The 21,119-nt window shown below is 73.8% G+C and carries 18 protein-coding genes; 9 read left to right on the top strand and 9 right to left on the bottom strand.

Going from position 1 to position 21,119, the window contains the following annotated elements:
* Positions 1-66: 66 nt before the first annotated feature.
* On the bottom strand, positions 67-1,143 hold the full coding sequence (locus tag KME80_RS44450; protein WP_308126188.1) for an elongation factor Tu: 1,077 nt from the start codon (positions 1,141-1,143) through the stop codon (positions 67-69).
* Between the two features lie 284 nt (positions 1,144-1,427).
* Here KME80_RS44450 and KME80_RS44445 point away from each other — a divergent pair, with 284 nt between their 5' ends.
* The 8 genes from KME80_RS44445 to KME80_RS44410 all read left to right on the top strand — a co-directional run bounded on the left by KME80_RS44445 (position 1,428) and on the right by KME80_RS44410 (position 12,114).
* A complete protein-coding gene (locus KME80_RS44445; protein WP_219517733.1) occupies positions 1,428-3,314 on the top strand; it encodes a S9 family peptidase in 1,887 nt (628 codons plus the stop codon).
* Complete coding sequence (locus tag KME80_RS44440) at positions 3,278-4,591, top strand: serine hydrolase (protein ID WP_308126187.1); 1,314 nt, start codon at positions 3,278-3,280, stop codon at positions 4,589-4,591. The genes KME80_RS44445 and KME80_RS44440 overlap by 37 nt, the downstream gene beginning before the upstream one ends.
* Positions 4,592-4,603: 12 nt before the next feature.
* Positions 4,604-5,431, top strand: coding sequence for a serine hydrolase (locus tag KME80_RS44435; RefSeq protein ID WP_219517738.1), 828 nt, complete (start codon positions 4,604-4,606; stop codon positions 5,429-5,431).
* A 23-nt stretch (positions 5,432-5,454) separates the two neighbouring features.
* On the top strand, positions 5,455-7,038 hold the full coding sequence (locus KME80_RS44430) for a PucR family transcriptional regulator (RefSeq protein ID WP_246646769.1): 1,584 nt from the start codon (positions 5,455-5,457) through the stop codon (positions 7,036-7,038).
* 95 nt (positions 7,039-7,133) lie between these two features.
* Entirely contained in the window at positions 7,134-8,696 is a 1,563-nt protein-coding gene (locus KME80_RS44425; protein ID WP_219517729.1) for an ABC transporter substrate-binding protein, read from the top strand.
* Positions 8,697-9,635 (top strand): ABC transporter permease, encoded by a 939-nt coding sequence (locus KME80_RS44420; RefSeq protein WP_219517728.1) that lies wholly within the window; start codon positions 8,697-8,699, stop codon positions 9,633-9,635.
* A complete protein-coding gene (locus KME80_RS44415) occupies positions 9,635-11,446 on the top strand; it encodes a dipeptide/oligopeptide/nickel ABC transporter permease/ATP-binding protein (protein ID WP_219517727.1) in 1,812 nt (603 codons plus the stop codon). Before KME80_RS44420 ends, KME80_RS44415 begins: the two co-directional genes overlap by 1 nt.
* Positions 11,428-12,114 (top strand): ABC transporter ATP-binding protein, encoded by a 687-nt coding sequence (locus KME80_RS44410; protein ID WP_219517726.1) that lies wholly within the window; start codon positions 11,428-11,430, stop codon positions 12,112-12,114. The genes KME80_RS44415 and KME80_RS44410 overlap by 19 nt, the downstream gene beginning before the upstream one ends.
* 68 nt (positions 12,115-12,182) lie before the next feature.
* Here KME80_RS44410 and menC read toward each other — a convergent pair whose 3' ends face one another.
* The 8 genes from menC to KME80_RS44370 all read right to left on the bottom strand — a co-directional run bounded on the left by menC (position 12,183) and on the right by KME80_RS44370 (position 20,399).
* Positions 12,183-13,283: an o-succinylbenzoate synthase gene (gene menC / locus KME80_RS44405; RefSeq protein WP_219517725.1), complete on the bottom strand. Its 1,101-nt coding sequence runs from the start codon at positions 13,281-13,283 to the stop codon at positions 12,183-12,185.
* Entirely contained in the window at positions 13,280-14,044 is a 765-nt protein-coding gene (locus KME80_RS44400) for a GNAT family N-acetyltransferase (protein WP_219517724.1), read from the bottom strand. Before KME80_RS44400 ends, menC begins: the two co-directional genes overlap by 4 nt.
* 137 nt (positions 14,045-14,181) lie before the next feature.
* Complete coding sequence (locus KME80_RS44395; protein WP_308126186.1) at positions 14,182-15,171, bottom strand: M24 family metallopeptidase; 990 nt, start codon at positions 15,169-15,171, stop codon at positions 14,182-14,184.
* 13 nt (positions 15,172-15,184) lie between these two features.
* The gene (locus KME80_RS44390) at positions 15,185-16,135 is read right to left on the bottom strand and encodes an ABC transporter ATP-binding protein (RefSeq protein WP_219517723.1); all 951 of its coding nucleotides are present in this window, start codon (positions 16,133-16,135) and stop codon (positions 15,185-15,187) included.
* Entirely contained in the window at positions 16,132-16,917 is a 786-nt protein-coding gene (locus tag KME80_RS44385; protein WP_219517722.1) for an ABC transporter ATP-binding protein, read from the bottom strand. Before KME80_RS44385 ends, KME80_RS44390 begins: the two co-directional genes overlap by 4 nt.
* Positions 16,914-17,789: an ABC transporter permease gene (locus KME80_RS44380; protein ID WP_246646768.1), complete on the bottom strand. Its 876-nt coding sequence runs from the start codon at positions 17,787-17,789 to the stop codon at positions 16,914-16,916. Before KME80_RS44380 ends, KME80_RS44385 begins: the two co-directional genes overlap by 4 nt.
* Entirely contained in the window at positions 17,786-18,820 is a 1,035-nt protein-coding gene (locus KME80_RS44375) for an ABC transporter permease (protein ID WP_219517720.1), read from the bottom strand. The genes KME80_RS44380 and KME80_RS44375 overlap by 4 nt, the downstream gene beginning before the upstream one ends.
* 4 nt (positions 18,821-18,824) lie before the next feature.
* A complete protein-coding gene (locus tag KME80_RS44370) occupies positions 18,825-20,399 on the bottom strand; it encodes an ABC transporter substrate-binding protein (protein WP_219517719.1) in 1,575 nt (524 codons plus the stop codon).
* 193 nt (positions 20,400-20,592) lie between these two features.
* Between KME80_RS44370 and KME80_RS44365 the strand changes: the two genes are divergently transcribed.
* A partial coding sequence (locus KME80_RS44365) for an Lrp/AsnC family transcriptional regulator (protein WP_246646767.1) occupies positions 20,593-21,119 on the top strand: 527 nt, incomplete at its 3' end.

The following is a 21,119-nucleotide window of genomic DNA, read 5'->3' as shown; positions in this document are numbered from 1 at the left end:
CTTCCGATCTCCGGCCCGGTGCCGGGCGGTCCTCGCTGGGGGCGTCCCGTGGTGGCGGCGGGAGGGTCAGTCGTCCACCGTGAGGACGGTGCCGGCGCCGACCGTGAGGCCGCCCTCGCGGATGGCGAAGCCGAGCCCCGGGTCGAGCGCGACCGGCTTGCCGAGCTCGACCCTGACGTCCACCGTGTCGCCCGGCCGGACGGGCCCGGGCAGCAGCAGCTCGCCCGGCACGTCGGTCGTGCGCAGGTAGAACTGCGGCCGGTAGCCCGGCGCGACGGCCGTGCGCCGCCCGCCCTCGTCCGCCGTGAGCAGGTGGACGCGGGCGGTGAACGTGCGGTGCGCCCGCTGGTGGCCGGGGGCCGCCAGCACCATGCCGCGCCGCACCTGCTCGCGCCGGACGCCGCGCAGCAGCACGGCGGCGTTGTCGCCCGCCTCGCCCCGCTCCATCGTCCGCCCGAACGTCTCGACGCCGGTCACCACGGCCGTCAGCTCGCCGCCGAGCCCGACGGCCTCGACGGTGTCGCCGACGCGCACGGCGCCGCGCTCGATGGCGCCGGTGACGACCGTGCCCCGGCCGGTGATGGTCAGGACGTTCTCCACCGGCATGAGGAACGGCGCGTCCACGTAACGCACCGGGACGGGCACGTGGTCGTCGACGGCCTGGAGCAGCGCCTCGACGGACGCCGTCCAGTACGGGTCGCCCTCCAGCGCGCGCAGCCCGGACACCCGCACCATCGGGGTGCCGCGGTAGCCGTGCTCGCCGAGCAGGTCCTGCAGCTCCAGCTCGACGAGGTCGGTGAGCTCCGGGTCGGCGCCGTCGGCCTTGTTGACCGCGACGACCAGGTGCTCGACGCCGACGCGCCGGGCGAGCAGCACGTGCTCCCTGGTCTGCGGCATGATGCCGTCACGCGCGGACACGACGAGGATGGCGCCGTCGAGCTGCGCCGCCCCCGTGATCATGTTCTTCACGTAGTCGGCGTGCCCGGGCATGTCCACGTGCGCGTAGTGCCGGGTCGCGGTCTCGTACTCGACGTGCGAGATGTTGATCGTGATGCCCCGGGAGTGCTCCTCCGGGGTCCGGTCGATCCGCTCGAACGGCGTGTACGTCGCCTGGCCCCGCTCGGCGAGCACCTTGGTGATCACGCCTGGAATCCGTGGTGACCCGTACGGGCCGCTACCTCCCCCCGCCGGGTCACACTCGGGACATACGGGAAGAGGTCAGCGCTCCAGGCCGTCGCAGGCAAGCCCGGACGCGCCCGCGGTGCGGGGCGTCGTCAGGAGGGCGTGCCGGATCATGGTGACCATGGTGAGGGAGTGAGCGTTCCCGGGCAACGGGATATTCCCTTTGGCCCGCCGTACAAGGTCGGAGCTCGCCTTCGTCGTGCAGACCGAAGAACGCGGGGCGGCGCTGGCCTAGCGTTCGCCTCATGCCCCGCCTCACGCTGGACGACCTGTTCCGCATCGCCGTACCGTCCGATCCCCAGACGCGGCCCGACGGCTCCGCGGTCGCGTACACCCTGACCACCTCCCGGCGCGAGCCGGACGAGAACCGTGCCGAGATCTGGCTCGCCGCGCCCGGCGCGGAGCCCCGGCGGCTGGCCGAGGGCTCGTGCCCGCGCTGGTCGCCGGACGGGCGCACGCTGGCGTACCTGCGCGCCGACGGCGGGCCGCCGCAGATCTGCCTGCTGCCGATGGACGGCGGCGAGCCGGTCGCGCTGACGTCCGCGCCGCTGGGCGCGGGCGCGCCGGTGTGGTCGCCCGACGGCACCAGGATCGCGTACGCCGGCCCGCACGGCGACGTCGACCCGCACGCCCCGGTGGTGGCCGACCGGCTGGACTACAAGGCCGACGGCGCCGGGCTGCTGCGCGGGGTCACCACGCACGTGTTCGTCGTGGCAGCGGGGCAGGACGGCGGCGAGCCGGTGCGGCTGACCGAGGGCGGCTTCCACGCGGGCCAGCCGGCGTGGTCGCCGGACGGGGAGCGGCTCTTGTTCACCGCCGGGATGGAGCCCGACGGCGACCTCGACCTGTCGAGCTCCGTCTACACGGTCGAGGCGGCGGGCGGCGAGCCCAAGCGGCTCACCGGGCCCGAGATGATCGCCGTGGGCGTGTGGTGGCTCGGCGAGCGGCTGGTCGTGGCGGGGATGCGCGGGCCGGTCGCCCACACGCGGCTGTACACGGTCGGCGAGGGCGGGGCCGAGGAGCTGGAGACCGGGCTCGACCGCAACGTCATGGTGGGCGCCCCCGGCTACCCGGGCGCGGCGCCGCAGCTCGCGGGCGACCGGCTGCTGTTCGCGGCGCGCGACGCGGGCTGCACCCACCTGTACGCGCTGCCGGCGGGCGGGGGAGCGGCCGTGAAGGTCGCCGGCGGCGACGCGGTGGTGTCGGGTGCGAGCGTCGCCGGGGGCGTGATGGCGTACGTGGCGTCGACGCCGCGCAGCGCCGGGGACGTGTACCTGGCCGGCCTCCCTGCGGACGAGCCGTGCCGGACGCTGCCCGGCAGGCCGCTCACCGCGTACGCCCTGGACGGGGTGGAGCTGTTCGAGCCGGTGCGGCGCACGTTCACCGCGGCCGACGGGACGCCGGTCGAGGGCTTCGTGCTGCGGGACGAGACGCGGGACGGGCCGGGCCCGGTGCTGCTCGACGTGCACGGCGGGCCGCACAACGCGTGGGCGCCCGTCTTCGACGGCGCGCACCTCTACCACCAGGTGCTCGCCGCGAACGGCTGGACGGTCCTCACCATGAACCCGCGCGCCAGCGACGGGTACGGCGAGGCGTTCTACACGGCGGCGGCCGGGGCCTGGGGGCTGGCCGACGAGCAGGACTTCCTCGGCCCGCTCGACGACCTGATCGCCGACGGGATCGCCGACCCGGAGCGGCAGGCCGTCACCGGCTACAGCTACGGCGGCTACATGACGTGCTGGCTGTCGGCGCGCACCGGCAGGTTCAGGGCCGCCATCCCCGGCGGAGCCGTGACCGATCTGGTCAGCATGGCAGGAACCTCCGATATGGGATATTTCCTGAAAACCTTTGAATGTGGAGGTGATGTCGTCGCCCAGTCCCCGTTCACCCACGTGAGCGACGTGACGGCCCCCACCCTGATCCTCCACGGAGACGCCGACGACCGATGCCCGGTGAGCCAGGCCGAGCAGTGGTTCGGCGCGCTGCGCGAGCGGAACGTCCCCGTACGCATGGTGCGCTACCCGAACGCCTCCCACCTGTTCATTCTCAACGGACGCCCCTCACACCGCCTGGACTACAACGAGAGGATCATCGCGTGGCTGGAGCAATGGGTCACCGGTTCGCCGAGCTGATCACCCAGTACGAGGTGCCCGGCGCGGCCCTCGCCTACCTGCACGACGGCCAGGTCCACGAGTTCGCCGCCGGCGTGCTCAACGCGGACACCGGCGTGGAGGCGACCCCCGACTCGCTCTTCCAGATCGGCTCGGTCACCAAGGTGTGGACCGCGACGATGCTCATGCAGCACGTCGAGGCGGGCGCCTTCACCCTCGACACGCCCGTCGCCGAGGTGCTGCCCGAGTTCCGCGTCGCCGACGCCGAGGTGACCAAGACGGTCACGATCCGCCACCTGCTGTCGCACACCAGCGGCATCGACGGCGACCTGTTCCTCGACACCGGCCGGGGCGACGACTGCGTGGAACGCTACGTCGAGGCCTGCGCCGACCTGGTGCAGAACCACCCGCTCGGCGTCACCCAGTCCTACTGCAACTCCGGGTTCACCGTCGCCGGGCGCATCCTGGAGAAGCTCGACGGCAAGGTGTGGGACGCCGTGCTGCGCGAGCGGATCATCGAGCCGCTCGGCCTCACCCACACCTGCACGCTCCCCGAGGACGTGCTGCGCCACCGGGCCGCCATCGGCCACGTCGAGGGCGGCAAGGTCGCCCCGGTGTGGGGGCTGATGCGCTCCGCCGGACCTGCCGGGCTCATCTGCGCCCGCGCCGCCGACGTCGTCGCCTTCGGCCGCGCCCACCTGGAGGGCGGACTGCTGGACGACCCGCAGGCCATGTGGGAGCCGCAGATCGACATCCCCAACCCGCACACGCTCGGCAAGCAGTGGGGCATCGGCTGGATCCTGGACGAGTGGGACGGCCACCGCGTCATCTCGCACGGCGGCAACACCATCGGCCAGCACGCGATGCTGTGGGTGGTGCCCAGCACCGGCACGGTCGTCGCGGTCGTGGCGAACGGCGGCCACAGCGGCGCGTTCACCCACGCCGTCGCCACCGAGCTGTTCGCCGAGCTCGACGGCATCACCGTGCCGCCGACGCTCGGCCCGCCCGCGACGCCGGTCGAGGTCGACGCGTCCCGCTACGCGGGCGTCTACGAGCGCGCCGGCGCCCGGATGACGATCAGCGAGCGGGAGGGCGGCCTCCAGCTGCGCATCGAGGCCACCGGCCCGCTCGCCGAGCTGCAGGAGCCGGTCGAGCTCGGCCTGGTCCCCGTCGACGCGACCACGTTCGTCGGCCGCCGCGACGGCGACCCCGACTGGATGTCCGCGGTGTTCTACGAACTCCCCGACGGATCCCCGTACGTGCACCTGGGGGCCAGGGCGACCCCCAAGGTGAGCTGAGCGGTGCGGGAGATGCTCGCGGGCGCGCGCGGTTTCGTGCACGCCCGCGACATCGACGGCGACGCCGAGTTCGGTCTCGACCCGGACGAGCCGGTGGTCCTCGCCTCCGTGTTCAAGATCGCGGTGGCGCTGGAGTACGCCCGCCAGGCCGCGGCGGGCGAGCTGTCGCGCACCGAGCGGCTGACCGTCACCGCCGCCGACAAGGACGGCGGCATCGGCACCTCCGGCTGCGCCGACGACGTCTCGCTCACGCTGCGCGACCTGGCCCACTTCATGCTGACGATGAGCGACAACGCCGCCACGGACGTGCTGCTGCGCCGGGTCGGCCTGGACCGCGTGCACGCCACGCTCGCCGGTCTCGGCCTGCGCCGGACCCGGCTGATCGGCGGCTGCGCCGAGCTGTTCGCCCAGGTGGTGGCCGAGCTGGGCACGATCGACACCGACGGCATGCCGCGCGAGCGGATCGAGCCGCTGGCCGTGCGCGACCCGGAGCGCACCACGTCCAGCACGCCCCGCGAGACGACCGCGCTGCTGGCGGCCATCTGGCGGGACGAGGCCGGCCCGCCCGAGGCGTGCGCCGAGGTGCGCACGATCATGGGCAACCAGATCTGGCCGCACCGCCTGGCCGCCGGGTTCGGCGACGAGGTGCGCGTCTCCGGCAAGACGGGCACCCTGTGGGGCATCCGCAACGAGGCGGGCGTCGTGGAGTACCCCGACGGGGGCCGCTACGCCGTCGCCGTCTTCCTGCGCACCACCAGTCTCGGCGGCCGCGACCCGGAGGCCGACGCCGCCATCGGCCGCGCCGCCCGCCACGCGGTGGACCGGTTGCGCGGTCGATGACGAACGCCGCCTATGGTGTGTGGATGACCACCCGCCCACGTGCCAGCCTGCGGCGGATCCTGGACGACCTCGGCAGCACCGTGCTCGACGTCGCCGCCGCGCCCGGCGACCTCGACGCCGAGGTCACCGGCGTGCACATCCACGACCCGCTCGACGAGCCGCACGTGCCGCCGGGCGGGATCGTGCTGGCCGTCGGCATCCACGGCGCGGCCGGCATCCGCGCGCTGCTGGAGTCCGTGCCGGCCGCGGCCGGCGTGGTGGTCAAGCTGCCCGTCGACGTGGACGACGGCGTCCGGGCGGCGGTCGCCGAGACCGGGGTCGCCGTCCTCGGGCTCACCCGGGCCGCCTCCTGGGCGCAGGTCGCCGCGCTGCTGCGCTCGCTGCTGGCCGAGGGCGACCTGGCCGAGGCGGGGGAGGAGGCGCAGGGCGACCTGTTCTCGCTGGCCAACGCCGTGTGCGCGCTCCTCGACGCGCCCGTCACGATCGAGGACCGCTCCTCGCGGGTGCTGGCCTACTCCGGCCGCCAGGACGAGGCCGACCCCGGCCGCGTCGAGACCGTGCTCGGCCGCCAGGTGCCCGAGCGCTACCAGCGCATGCTCGACGAGCGCGGCCTGATCAAGCAGCTCTACCAGAGCCGCGACCCCATCTACATGGAGCTGCCCGGCGACAGCATCAACCGGGCCGCCGTCGCCGTCCGGTCCGGGGACGAGATCCTCGGCTCGATCTGGGCGGCCGTGCACGAGCCGCTGACCGAGCAGCGCCAGCGGGCGCTCGCCGACGCCGCCAAGATCGTCGCGCTGCGGCTGCTGCGCGAGCGGGCCGGCGCCGACACCCAGCGCCGCCTGCGCGCCGACCTGCTGTCCACCGTGCTCGCCGGCGGCGCCGACGCCGCCGAGGCCGCGGGCCGGCTCGGCGTCGCCACCCAGCGGCTGTGCGTGCTGGCCGCCCAGCTCACCGGCGAGCCCGAGGGCGACCCGGCACGCGGCGAGAGCGACCGGCAGCGCTTCTGCGACGCGCTCGCCCTGCACGTGGCCACCATCCACCCCAAGGCCGCCGCCGCGCTCGTCGGCTCCGTCGCCTACGCCGTCCTGCCGCTCAATCCCGGCGGCGAGGAGGAGGCCCGCGCCGTCCGCATCGCGCGCAGCTTCCTGGCCAGGGTCGGCCCGCGCCACCCCGCCAACGTCGGCGTCGGCCGGCTGGCCGGCACGCTCGCCCAGGTGGCCAGGTCCCGCGCCGACGCCGACCGGGCGCTGCGCGTGCTGCGCTCGCGCGGCGCCTCCGGCGAGGCCGCCGGCTACGCCGACGTCCACTTCGAGTCGCTGCTGCTCCAGGTCGCCGACGTGGTCAACGCCGAGGAGCAGACCCCCACCGGCCCCTACCAGCGGCTGCTCGCCCACGACCGCGAGCACGGCAGCGAGCTCGTCGCCACCCTGCGCGCCTACCTCGACGCCTTCGGCGACGTCAACGCCGCCTCCGCCCGGGTGCACGTGCACACCAACACCTTCCGCTACCGGCTCAAGCGGCTCGTCGAGATCAGCGGCCTCGACCTGACCGACCCCGACGCCCGGCTCACCGTCATGCTGCAGATGCGGATCTTCGGCCCCTAGCACGACGCCGCCCGTACATTTCGTCGCAGGGAACGAAGAACGCGCGCCGGTGAGCGGACAGGGTGAGGCATCACCCCCAGACTCCCGGAGTCACCATGAGAAAAGCAGCAGCGGCCGCCGCACTGGCCCTGTTCGCCACCGCCTGCGGCGGCGCCCCCGAGACCACGCCCGCCGGGGGCGGCGGCACCTTCACCTTCGCCATCCCCGCCGACCCCGGGGTGCTCGACCCCGCCACCGCCGTGCTGTCGGCCACGAACTCGTTGCTCGTCTTCGCCTACGACACGCTCGTCAACGTCGGCGAGAAGGGGGAGATCATCCCCGGGCTGGCCGAGAAGTGGGAGGTGAAGCCCGACTCCGTCACCTTCACCCTGCGCAAGGACGTCACCTGCTCCGACGGCTCCAAGCTCACCCCGGCCCAGGTCGCCGCGAACGTCAACCACATCGCCGACCCCGCCACCAAGTCGCCCGTCTACGGCGTCCTGCTGCCCACCGGGATGAAGGCCGAGGCCGACGACGCCGCGGGCACCGTCACGCTGTCCATGCCCGAGCCGTACGGGTTCATCCTGGAGACCACCCGCAACCTGTTCATCGTCTGCGGCAAGGGCGTCGAGGACCGGTCCGTGCTGGCCCGCGGCACCTCCGGCTCCGGCCCGTTCGTGCTCACCGAGGCCGCGCCCGGCGACCACTACACCTTCGAGCCGCGCCGCGAGTACGCCTGGGGGCCCGGCGGTGCCACCGGCAAGGACCTGCCCGACAAGGTCGTCCTCAAGGTCGTGCCGAACGAGCAGACCGCCGCCAACCTGCTCGTCGCCGGGAGCATCAACGGCGCCACCTTCTTCGGCCCCGACCGCGCCCGCATGGAGTCCACGCCCGGCCTCGGCAAGCTCACGCCGCCCGGCGGCAACGGCCAGTTCCTCTTCCACCAGGGCGACGGCCGGCCCACCGAGGACGTGGCCGTGCGCAAGGCACTCACCCAGGCGCTCAACCTCCAGGAACTGGCCGGCATCGCCTCCAGCGGCACCGGCAGGCCCGTCACCGGGCTCGTCATCGACCCGCGCCCCTGCCCCGGCGACAGCGTCACCGGCCACCTGCCCGCCTTCGACGCCGCCGCGGCCGCCGCCGCGCTCGACGCCGCAGGCTGGAAGGCCGGCCCCGACGGCACCCGCGCGAAGGACGGCGACAAGCTGAGCCTGCGCGTCCTGTACGCGACCACCCGCGGGCCCGGCGTGCAGGCCGCCGTCGAGTACATGGCCGCCGCCTGGAAGAAGATCGGCGTCGACGTCAAGCTCAACGGCGTCCTGGACACCAAGCTGTCGGAGTCGCTCAACGCCACCCAGGACTGGGACGTGGTCTGGCTGCCGATCACCGTCACCCTGCCCTCCCAGCTCATCGGGTTCCTGTCCGGCCCCGCCGCGCCCAAGGGCGCCAACTTCGCGCACCTGTCCAACGACCGCTACGAGGAGCTCGTCGCCAAGGCCATGCCGGTGCCCGGCGCCGAGGGCTGCAAGTCGTGGCTGGAGGCGGAGTCCGCGCTGTTCGACAACGTCGACCTCGTGCCCGTCGTGGAGAACACGCTGCTCGTCGCCACCAAGGGCGCCACGTTCGCCTTCGATGCCGGGGCGCTGGTGCCCACGTCGATCCGCGTCACGGGGACCTGAGTGTCACGCCTTGTGCTGAGGAGGCTCGTCCGGTTCGCCGTGTCGCTCGCGGTGCTCGTCGTGGCCGCGTTCGCGATGATCCACCTGATCCCCGGCGACCCCGTGCGGGCCTCGCTCGGCCCGGCCGCCCCGGTCGAGCTGATCGAGGCCCGCCGGGCCGCGCTCGGCCTCGACCAGCCGCTGCCCGCCCAGTTCGCCGCCTACGTCGCCGGGTTGTTCTCCGGCGACCTCGGCACCTCGTTCCTCACCGGCGAGCCCGTCGCCGAGGTGATCGCCACCCGCCTGCCGAACACGGTGGGCCTGGCGCTGATCGCCACCGCGGTCGCGCTGCTGGCCGCGGTGCCGCTCGGCATGTGGGCGGCCGTCCGCACCGAGAACGGCCGCAACCGCGGCACCGAGGCCGCGTTCGGCTCGGTGACCGGCACCGCCGTCGCCGTCCCCGAGTTCCTGTACGCGATCGCCCTCGTCACCGTCTTCGCCATCGGCCTCGGCGTGCTGCCGCCCGCCGGGAAGGAGGGCGCCGTCTCGTACGTGCTGCCCGTGCTCGCGCTGGCCATCGGCCCCACCGCCACGATCGCGCGCATCGCCAGGGTCGAGACGCTGCGCGCGCTCGGCACCGACTACGTCCGCCTGGCCCGGGCCAAACGGCTGCCGGCCGCCCGGCTGCACCTGCGGCACGTGCTGCCCAACACGCTCACCGCCACCCTCACGCTCGGCGGCCTGATGCTGAGCGCGCTCATCGCCGGCAGCGTGCTCGTCGAGTACGTCTTCGCCTGGCCCGGCCTCGGCATGAAGATCGTCGAGTCGATCACGCAGAAGGACTACCCGGTCGCCCAGGGCGTCATCCTCGTCTACGGCGCGATCGTGCTGCTCGTCAACCTCCTCGTCGACCTGGCGCTCGGCGTCCTCGACCCGACCTCTTCGATCAAGGAGTCGTGATGTTCCGCACCCCCGCGGCCGTCGCGGGCGCCGTCCTGGTCGCCGCCATGGTGGTGCTGGCCGTCATCGGGCCGCCCATCTGGGGGGAGGCCGCCGAGCACATCGACGCCGGCGCCATCCTCCAGGGCTCCTCGGCCGCCCACCCGCTCGGCACCGACAACCTCGGCCGCGACCTGCTCGCCCGGGTGCTCGTCGCCGGCCGCTACTCGCTGCTGCTCGCGCTGGCCGCCGCCCTCATCGGCGCCACCGCCGGGATCGTGCTCGGCGCGCTGCCGTCGGTGCTGCCCGCCCGCCCCGCCCGCCTGGTCACCGGCGCCGTCAACGCGCTCGTCGCCTTCCCCGGGCTGCTGCTGGCCATGTTCACCGCGGTCGTCGCCGGGCTCGGCGCGCGCGGCGCGGTCCTCGGCATCGGCGCCGCCATCGCGCCCGGCTTCGCCCGCCTCACCCAGACGCTCGCCGCCTCCGTCGCCGGGGCCGACTACGTCTCGGCCGCCCGCATGCTCGGCGTGCCGCGCCGCCGCATCCTGGCCAGGCACGTGCTGCCCAACATCGCCGAACCGCTCATCCTCCACCTCACCCAGGCGCTCGGCGGCGCGCTGCTCGGCCTGGCCGGCATGTCGTTCCTCGGCCTGGGCGTGCAGCCGCCCTCGTTCGACTGGGGACGGCTGCTGTTCGACGGGTTCGGCCGCATCTACGTCACGCCGGAGGTCGCGCTCGGGCCCGCGCTGGCCGTCGCGCTGGCCGGCATCGGCTTCAACCTGCTCGGCGACGCCCTGGCCAGAGGCGCCGCGCGCACCTCCGCGCCCCGGACGAAGGCCGTGGCGCCCGAGAGCGCCGACCCCGGCGAGCCCGAGCCGGGCGCCGTGCTCGACGTGCGGGACCTGACCGTCACCTTCCCCGGCGGCGTCACGCCCGTGCGCGGCGTGTCGCTGAGCGCCGCCCCCGGCGAGATCGTCGGCCTGGTCGGCGAGTCCGGCAGCGGCAAGTCGCTCACCGCCGCCGCCATCGGCGGCCTCGTCCCCTACCCCGGCGTCGTCGGCCACGCCCGGCTGCGGCTGGACGGCCGCGACGTGGCCGGCCTCAGCCGTAAGGAGCTCGGCACCTCGCTCGCCATGGTCTTCCAGGACCCGATGGCCTCGCTCAACCCCGCGCTCAAGGTCGGCGGCCAGCTCGCCGAGGTCGCCGTCGTCCACCAGGGCGCCACCCGCGCCGAGGCCCGCGCCCGCGCCGTCGACCGGCTCGGCCACGTGCACCTGCCCGAGCCCGGACGCCAGGCCCGCAGGCACCCGCACGAGCTGTCCGGCGGCATGCGCCAGCGCGCCGTCATCGCCATGGGCCTCATGGGCACGCCCCGCCTGATCATCGCCGACGAGCCCACGACCGCGCTCGACGTCACCGTGCAGCGGCAGATCCTGCGGCTGCTGCGCGAGGTCACCGAGGAGACCGGCTCGGCCGTGCTGTTCATCTCCCACGACATCGCCGTCGTCGGCGAGCTGTGCGACCGCGTCGTCGTCATGTACGCCGGCCGCGTCGTCGAGGAACTGCCCGCCGACCGGCTCACCGACGGCGCCCATCCCTACACGCGGGCGCTGATCGCCTCGCTGCCCGACATGGACACCGACCGGTCGCTGCCGCTGGCCAGCATCCCCGGCCGCCAGCCCGCCCCCGCCGAGGTCGGCGACGGGTGCGCGTTCGCCCCCCGCTGCCCGCTCGCCACCGACGCGTGCGCGGCCGGGCGCCCCCCGCTCGTCGAGCACGGCCCCGCCCACCGGGTCGCCTGCTGGGAGGTCACATGCACATCGACGGCCTGACCGTGCGCTTCGGCGCGTTCACCGCGGTCGACTCCGTCACCCTGGAGGTGCCGCCCGGCCGCATCGTCGGCCTCGTCGGCGAGTCGGGCAGCGGCAAGTCGTCGCTGGCCAAGGCCGTGTGCGGGCTCGTCCCGCACACCGGGCGCGTCACCGGCGCCTCCCGTGTCCAGATGGTCTTCCAGGACCCGTACGCCTCCCTCGACCCGCGCATGCGCGTGGGCGAGTCGGTCGCCGAAGCGCTGCTGCGGATGCCCAGGCAGGCCAGGGCCGCCGAGGTGGAACGGCTGCTCGGCCTGGTGTCGCTGCCCGCCGAGGCGGCCGGCCGCTACCCGCGCGAGCTGTCGGGCGGCCAGCGGCAGCGCGTCGCCATCGCCCGCGCCCTCGGCGCCGAGCCCGACCTGCTGGTGGCCGACGAGATCACCAGCGCCCTGGACGTCTCCGTCCAGGGCGCGGTGCTCAACCTGGTCCGCTCGCTGCGCGACCGGCTCGGCCTGCCGATCCTGTTCATCTCGCACAACCTGGCCGTGGTCCGGTACGTGTGCGACGAGGTCGCCGTCATGCACCGGGGCCGGCTCGTCGAGCACGGCCCCACCGAGGACGTCGTCGGCTCGCCCGGCCAGGACTACACCCGCACCCTCCTGGAGGCGGTGCCCCGCCTGCGCCGCTGAGCCCGCGAAGCGGGCAGGGCCGCCTTCGCACCGGAAGGCGGCCCTGCCGCCGTACTACCGCCGTCTCGCTACAGCGGGATCCACTCCGTGGCCGTGGTGACCTCGTCCAGGATCGCCGGGACCGGCTCCACGCCCAGGCCGGGGCCGGTCGGCACGTCCAGGTGGCCGTCACGCAGCTCGAACGGCTCGGTGACGTCCGTGGCGTAGTAGCGGCGCGAGCCGGAGGTGTCGCCCGGCAGCGTGAAGCCGGGCAGCGCGGCCAGCGCCACGTTCGCGGCCCGGCCCAGCCCGGTCTCCAGCATGCCGCCGCACCACACGGCGACGCCGTTGGCCCGGCACAGGTCGTGGATGCGGCGGGCCTCCAGGTAGCCGCCGATCCGGCCCGGCTTGACGTTGATGATCGAGCAGGAGCCGAGCGCGATCGCCGCCGCCGCGTGCTCGGCCGACTCGATCGACTCGTCCAGGCAGATCGGCGTGCGCAGCTGCCTGGCGAGCTTGGCGTGCTGGACGAAGTCGTCGTTGGCCAGCGGCTGCTCGATCAGCAGCAGCCCGAAGTCGTCCAGCCTGGCGAGCTGACGGGCGTCGACGAGCGTGTAGGCGGCGTTCGCGTCGACCTGGAGCAGCAGGTCGTCGCCGAAGCGCTCGCGCACCGCGCGGACCGGCTCCACGTCCCAGCCGGGCTCGATCTTGAGCTTGATCCGCACGTAGCCCTCGTCCAGGTAGCCCTCGACCGCGTCGAGGAGCTGCGGCACCGAGTCCATGATGCCGACCGACACCCCGCACGGCACCCGGTCGCGGGCCGCGCCGAGATACTGGCCGAACGACTCGCCCGACGCCCGGAGCTGCGCGTCCAGCACCGCGGTCTCGACGGCCGCCTTGGCCATCCGGTGCCCCTTGACGTGCTCCATCGCCCGGCCGGCTGGCTGGGCGTCCAGCGTCGCGGGCAGCGCGGGCAGCAGGAAGCGGCGGATCACCTCGGCCGCGCCGTCGACGTACTCGGAGGAGTAGAGCGGCTCCGACATGGCCACGCACTCGCCCCAGCCCTCGGCCTCCGGCGTCACCACCCGGACCAGCAGCACGTCCCGGGCCGTCTCGGTGCCGAACGAGGTGCGGAACGGCGCCACCAGGGGCATCGCGATCCGGCGCAGCTCTACTCCTGTGATCTTCACGCTCTCTCCACTACATAGAACGATTTATTGTGAAATCCCGTGACTTTGCGGCCCTCGGACAGCATCTCGCCCAGCGTGTCCCGTACGGCGTGCCGCCACGCCTTGGCCGTTCCCGGGTCGGCGCCCCGCAACCGCTCGACGTCCTCCGGCACCGCCACCAGCACCGTCGCCGCGTCGGCCCGGCCGGGCACCGGCCGGCCGCCCTCGTCCGCCAGCGCCACCACCGCGTCCGCCGGCACCCGCGCCGGCGCCACCCGGCCGCCCTCCAGCGCGCGCACGTGCGGCGCGGTCAGCGGCCACGCCGCCAGCACCCGGTCCGACTCGTCGCCCTGGTTGATGGCGTCGCCCATCACCCCGTAGAAGGCCGGCAGGTACTCCTGCGGCATGGCGCCCAGCTTGGCCAGGTTGAAGTGCGCGTTGCGGCGCACCAGCGGGTCGAACGTCCAGGTGATGCGCTCCACGCCGCGCTCCAGGGCCCAGCGCCGCTGGTGCAGCTTCAGCGCGAAACCCGTGCCCGGGGCCCGGGACACTCCGGTGATGTGCGAGTGCAGCGTCGCGCCCGCGCCGAAGAACGCGACCGACGCGCCCGCCAGCCGCTCGCCGTCGAAGGCGCCCGCCACGTAGTTGCCCGCGTGCGCCAGCGCCCGCATCAGCTCGACGGTGATCGGCCGGCCGGCCGGCTCGAACTGCCAGATGTCCTCGAACAGCGCCATGACCTGCTTGAACTCCGCGATGTCGTGGAGCTCCCTGATGGCGATCAAGCTGTCGGCCCTCTCCCTGGATCGGATGTCACCGCGACCGTACTTCGCGGCGGGGCCGAACGGATTCGTGCCAGAGCACCAAGACCGCGCCGACCTTCGTCCAGCCGTCCTATGGGAGCCGGGAACCTCGCCGGGACTCAGCGGTCGAGGACGAGCAGGGGCTGCGGGCCGGCCGTCAGGAGCGTCGCGCCCTGCGCCGTGCAGGCCGCCACGTCCGCCACCCGGGCGCCGAACAGGTCCGGCACGTAGATGGCCGGCTCGACGCAGAGCACCATCCCCGGCTCCAGCGCGGTGTCCTCGCCCGGCCGCAGCCGGGGTCCCTCGTCGTGGCCCAGGCCGAGCCCCCGCCCGGCCGACGGGGCGGCGAAGTGGCCGTAGCCGCTGCCCTCGATCACCGCCCGGGCGGCGGCGGCCACCGACCCGGCCGGGGCGGCGGGCCGTACCGCCGCCAGGGCCGCGCGGTGCGCGGCGATCACCACCGAGTACATGGCCTCGAAGTCCTCGGGCGGCTCGGCGACGGCGAACACCCGCGCGGCCTCCGCGCACCAGCCGTCCCAGCGCCCGCACACCGACACCAGCAGCGCGTCCCCCGGATTGATCACCCGCTCGCCCGGCAGGTGCGCGGGCCTGGCGGTGTGCTCGCCCGCCGACACCCGCACCGACAGCGCCTCCTCGCAGCCGCCCTCCAGCAGCAGCAGCCGCAGCCGGGCGGCCATCTCCCGCTCGGTCGCGCCGAACCAGGCCAGCTCCCGCGCCTGCGCCAGCACCGCCTCGGCCGCTCCGGCCGCCGCCGCGACCGCCTCCACCTCGGCCGGGTGCTTGCGCAGCCGCAGCGGCGCCAGCACGGCCGCCGCCGGGACCAGCTCCGCCTCGATCGCCAGCCCGAACAGCTCCCGCACCCGCATCTCCGGGTCCACGCCCACCCGCCGCGCCCCCGCGGGCACGTGCGGCGCGGGGTCGGCGGTCTCGACGGCCGCGTCCGCCGTCACCACGAGGAACGCCCCGCCGCGCCCGCCCAGGAACCGGAAGTCCGGCGACGGCCGCAGCACCAGGGCGTCGATCTCGGATCCGGTCATGGCGGCCCGTACCTGGGCCAGCCGCGCCGCGTCTTCGGGAATGCCCGTCACCACGGCCTCCGTATCACGCCTTCTCGGGCCGCCCGGCCGCCGCCGGGGCCGATGGGCCGTCGTCGGCGTGCAGCCAGCAGGCCACCGGGCCGAACGTGGGATCCTTGACCCGGCACACGTCCATCACGTGCGGGCAGCGCGGATGGAAGCGGCAGCCGGCCGGCGGGTCCGCCGGGTCCGGCACGTCGCCCGGCAGCTCGGCGGGCAGCACGCCCAGGCCGTCGGGCGCGGGGATCGCCTCCAGCAGCGCCCGCGTGTAGGGATGGCGGGGGTTCGCCCACACCTCGGCGGTGTCGCCGGACTCGACGATCCGGCCCAGGTACATGACCGCGATCCGGTCGGCGATCAGCCGCACCACCGACAGGTCGTGGCTGATGAACAGCAGCCCCGCCCCCGACTCCACCGCCAGGTCGCGCATGAGGGTGGCGACCTGCGCCTGCGCCGAGGCGTCCAGCGCGGAGATCGGCTCGTCGCCGATGAGCAGCCTCGGCCGGGCGGCCAGCGCCCGGGCGATCGCGATGCGCTGCCGCTGCCCGCCGGAGAACTCGTGCGGGTGCCGCCGCTCGAAGTCGCGCGGCAGCCCGACGCGTTCCAGCAGGTCGGCGGGCCGGGTGGTGGTGTCGCCCGAGGTGCGCAGCCCGTCGGCGATCTGGTCGCCGACCCGGCGGCGCGGGTTCAGCGACGCGTACGGGTCCTGGAACACCATCTGGATGCCGGTCAGCCTGCGCCGCCGCAGCCCGAGCGGGGTGACGGCCTCGCCCTCGAAGGAGATGCCGCCCGAGGTGATCGGGTTCAGCCCGCACACGGCCCTGGCCAGCGTGGACTTGCCGCAGCCGGACTCGCCGACGAGGCCGACGACCTCGCCCGCGCGCACCTCCAGGCTGGCCCCGGCCACGGCGCGGACCACCGGCCGGCCGGGGGAGCGGTGCTCGACGACCAGGTCGTCGATGGTCAGCAGGCTCATCGGCCCCCCTCGTCGATCTGCGCGTCCGGCAGCGAATCCAGCAGGGATCGGGTGTACGGGTGCGACGGCTCGCGCAGCACCCGGCCCCGCGGCCCGGTCTCGACGACCAGGCCGTCCTTCATCACGCTCACCTCGTCGGCGACCGCCGACATCACGCCCAGGTCGTGCGTGACCAGCAGCACCGCCAGGCCCAGCTCGTCGCAGAGCCCGCGCAGCAGCCGCAGCACGCCCGCCTGCACGGTCACGTCCAGCGCGGTCGTCGGCTCGTCGGCGATGAGCACCCGGGGCGAGCAGGCCAGCGCCACCGCGATCGCGATGCGCTGCCGCATCCCGCCGGAGAACTGGTGCGGGTAGCGCCCGACGGCCTCCTCCGCGCCCGGGATGCGCACCTTGCCGAGCAGCTCGACGGCCCTGGCCCGCGCCTCCCGCTTGCCGAGGCCCAGGTGGTGGCGCATGTGCTCGGTGAGCTGCCTGCCGATCGTGAGCATCGGGTGCAGGCTCGTCGCGGGGTCCTGGAAGACCATCGCGACCTCGCCGCCGCGCACCTTGTTCAGCTCGGCGGGCGGCATCGTGAGCAGTTCCCGGCCGCCGAGCGTGATGCTTCCCGAGGTACGCGAGCCGTGCGGCAGCAGGCCGAGCACGGCCAGCCCGGTCATCGTCTTGCCCGAGCCGCTCTCCCCGGCCAGGCCGTGCACCCGGCCCTCCTGGAGCGTGAGGTCGACGCCGCGCAGCACCTCCTTGCCGCCGATCGACACCTTCAGACCGGTGATGTCCAGCGTCACAGGGCACGCTCCTTGATGGCGCGGGCGGTGCGGGGGTCGAGGGCGTCGCGCAGCGTGTCGCCGAGGAAGTTGAACGCCAGCACCACGGTCAGGATGGCCAGGCCCGGGAAGGCCGCCACCCACCAGCTGTCGAACACCTCCATGCCGGAGGCCACCATCGAGCCCCACTCGGGCGACGGCGGCTTGGCGCCCAGCCCCAGGAACGACAGGCCCGACAGCAGCAGCAGCGCGGTGCCGATGTCCAACGTGGCCAGCACCAGGATGGGGCCGGTCACGTTCGGGAGCACGTCCACGCGCAGCGAGCGCCACGCGGAGAAGCCGAGCAGCCGCCCGCTGAGCACGAACTCGCGCTCACGCACGCCGAGCACCAGGCCGCGGGTGACGCGGGCGTAGGCGGGCCAGGCGACGACGAGCACGGCCAGCACCGCGTTGGTGAGGCTCGCGCCGAGCGCCGCCGCGACCACCATGGCCAGGATGACCGTCGGGAACGCGAACACCAGGTCCGCGACCCGCATGATCGTCTCGTCCACCCATTTGCCGAAATATCCGGCGCAGGCGCCGAGGAGGCCGCCGACCAGCACCGACAGCGCCACCAGCAGCAGCGTCAGCGGGATCGACACCCGCGCCCCGTACAGCACCCGGCTCAGGATGTCGCGCCCGAGCTGGTCGGTCCCGAACCAGTGGTCAGGGCCGGGCGGGGCCAGCCGGGGGAGTTCCTGGGCGAGCGGGTCGTGCGGCGCCAGCAGCGGCGCCGCCAGGGCGATCACCAGCCAGGCGAGCGCGATCACCACGCCCACGACGGCCAGCGGCTGCCGCCAGGCCTCGGGCAGGCGCCGCAGCAGCCCCTTGCGGGCCAGCGGGTCCCGTCTCATTGCAGCCTCACTCGGGGGTCGATCACGCCGTACAGCACGTCCACGATCAGGTTGATGACGAGGTAGACCACGCCCACCACGAACCCGACGCCCATGACGGCGGGCAGGTCGAGCGTGGTGGCGCTCTTGTAGGCGTACTGGCCGATGCCCGGCCAGGCGAAGATCGCCTCCACCAGCACCGTCCCCGACAGCAGGCTGCCGAACGCCAGCCCTGCCACCGTGATGACCGGCACCAGCGCCGAGCGGAGCACGTACCGGAACAGGACCGTGCGGCCCGGCAGGCCCTTGGCCCGGGCGGCGCGCACGTAGTCCTGGCCCAGCACCTCCAGCACCGCCGAGCGGGTGAAGCGGGTCAGCAGCCCGATCGTGTAGAGCGCCAGCACCAGCGCCGGCGTGACCAGGTGGCCGACGGCGGAGACGAACACGTCCCACCGGCCGGCGATCAGCGCGTCCACCGTCTGCAGCCCTGTCACGCCGGGCGCCAGGCCGAGCGCCGGGTCGACCCGGCCGCTGCCCGGCGTGATCTGCAGCCGGTAGAAGAACACGTAGAACGCCACCAGCGCCAGCCAGAACGTCGGCACCGAGATGCCGATCAGGCTCAGCACGCGCAGCACGTGGTCCGGCAGCCGGTCGCGGCGCAGCGCGGCGACCACGCCGAACGCCACGCCGAGCACCAGCGACACCAGGATGGCCGCGCCGGCGAGCTCCAGCGTCGCCGGCACGAACTCGGCCAGGTCCTGGGCGACCGGCCGGTGGCTCTGCTGGCTGGTGCCCAGGTCGCCCTGGAGCATGCCCTGGAGGTGCAGCCAGTACTGCTCCCACAGCGGCTTGTCCAGGCCGTGCTCGGCCCGCCACTGCGCGACGATGGCCGGGTCGTTCATGGCCCGCTGGCCCAGGTTGGCCGCCACCGGGTCGCCGGGCACCAGGTTCGTCAGCACGAACGTCACCACCGTGATGCCCCAGGCCAGCAGGATCGCGGTGAGCACCCGCCGGATGAGGAACCGCGCCAGCGGCGGCATGGTCCAGGCCATCGGCTTACTTCGCGCCCAGGTCGGCCAGGTCGACCGTCCACACCGGGTGGTACTCCACGCCGGTCACCGAGGCGGCCGTCACGATGTTCTGACCCGGCTGGATGAGCGGCACGAACGGGCCGGAGGCGTTCAGCTTCTCCTGGACCTCGTGGTAGGCGGCGGTGCGGGCCTCGTCGCCGATCGCCTTGGCGGCCTTCTCGCCCGCCTCCTCGATCTCCTTGGCCGAGCCGGTCTTCCACCCGGCCCGCGCGCCGACCGTCTGGCCGGGCAGGAACGCCAGGTAGTCGTTGGGGTCGGGGTAGTCAGGGCCCCAGTACCACAGGCCCATCTCCTCCTTGCCGTTGCGGTAGTTGTCCAGCGCCACCGTCACCGGCGCGGGCTGGAGGTCCACCGTGATGCCGACCTCCTTGAGGTTGGCCTGGATGCGCTCGGCCAGCGGCTGGAACGACAGGCCGTTCACGGTCAGCTCGCTGGGGAACTCCAGCTTGACGCTCGGGTTGGACAGGCCGCTCTCGGCGAGGGCCTTCTTGGCGCCCTCGACGTCGCGCGCCGGCGCCCGGTCGGCCGGCAGCGCGCCGAGGAGCTGCGACGGGATGACGCCCGGCGCCCGCGTCGAGCCCTCGCCGGCCAGCTCCAGCAGGCCCGCGTAGTCGACGCCCTTGCGCACGGCCTCGACGAACTTGGCGTTCGTGGTGGTCTTGCTGATCGCCGGGTCCTGGTTGGCCAGCAGGAAGATGACGTTGGCCGAGGCGGTCTTCTTGACCTGCAGCGTCGCCGGCATGTTCGTCACCTGGTCGCCGGACAGGTTGAGGGCGATCTGGCTGTCGCCGCGCTGGACGTTCAGCTTCTGCGTGGCCGCCTCGACGTTGCGGATGACGACCTTGTCGTAGGCGGGCTTGGCGCCGTAGTACTTGGGGTTCGCCTTGAGCACGACCTGGCTGCTGACGTTGAACGACTCGATCTGGTACGGGCCCGAGCCCGCCGAGTTGCCGTTCAGGTACTGCTCGGCCTTGTCCTGGGCGTCGGCCGTGCCGCCCTGGGCCTTGACGACCTTGCTGTTGAGGATGCCGAGCGCCGGGTTCGGCAGGATGTACGGCAGCGCCGCGTTGGCCTTCTCCGACGTGAGCGTGATCGTCGAGTCATCGGTCTTGGCGATCTCGACGCCGTCGAGCAGGAACGACGGGGTGCCCTTCATGTCGCGCACCCGGGTCAGCGAGAAGACCACGTCGTCGGCCGTGACGGGGGCGCCGTCGGCGAAGGTCGCGCCCTGCTTGAGCTTGAGCGTGACGACCTTGCCGTCCTCCGACAGCTCGTACGACTCCGCCAGCGCCGGGACCGGCTTGGTCACGTCGCCGCCGTCGAAGGTGAGCAATGTCTCGTACGTGGCCTTGCCCACGATGAGGCCGGTCGGCTCGTAGGTGCGGCCGGGGTCGGCCGTCTTGAGGTCGAAGGACGTGTCGATGACGAGCGTCTTGCCGCCGCTCTGCGCGGCAGGGGCCTGTGAGCCGCCGCTTCCGCAGGCGGCGAGGGCGAGTGCACCGGCGAGCAGCACAGCCGCCGTCTGCGAGCGGGTCGCCATGGTGAGTCCTCCAGATGGACGTTCGGAACGAGGATGCCGAGGATTGTCCGGCAGAATGTCCAGGCCCCGTGCGGTCACCAAGACGGATATAAAGGGGCGAGAGGTAACAATGAGTGAAATTTCCAGAAATGGTGGCATGGGCGGCGCTCAGCCTGGACGGATCGGCATCGGTCTCGAGCTGGACGACATCCATATGAAGATCCTTGAGGTCCTGCGGGAGAACGGCAGGATCTCCGTCGCCGCGCTCGCCGAGCGGGTCGGCATCTCCCGCGCGAACGCCTACACCCGATTCGAGGCGCTGCGTGCCGACGGCGCGATCAAGCGTTTCACCGCCGAGATCGACCACGTCAGGACCGGTCTCGGCATCACCGCGCTCATCTTCGTGACCGTGCGGCAGCAGATGTGGCGCCAGTTCAGGGCCGAGCTGGCCAGGATGCCGGAGGTCGAGTACTGCGCGATCACCACCGGTCAGCACGACGCGATGATCCAGGTCCGCGTGGCCGACGTCGCCGAGGTGCACGCCATGGTGACCGATCGGCTGGCCAACATCCCGGCCGTCAAGGCGACCGAGACCGTGTTCATCCTCGACGAGGTGCTCAGACGGCCCTACGTGCTGCCCGGCGACGGCGGCAGGAGCCGCCCCGCCCGGCGGCCCGCGCCCGAGGCCCCGGGCGACGTGCCGCTCGGCAAGATGCGCTTCGTCGGCGCCGCCGAGGGCCG

The organism is Nonomuraea ceibae (assembly GCF_019396325.1).
Classification (GTDB): domain Bacteria; phylum Actinomycetota; class Actinomycetes; order Streptosporangiales; family Streptosporangiaceae; genus Nonomuraea; species Nonomuraea ceibae.
Note: the sequence above shows the minus strand (reverse complement) of the source record. Positions and strands in the feature narration are given on the sequence as shown.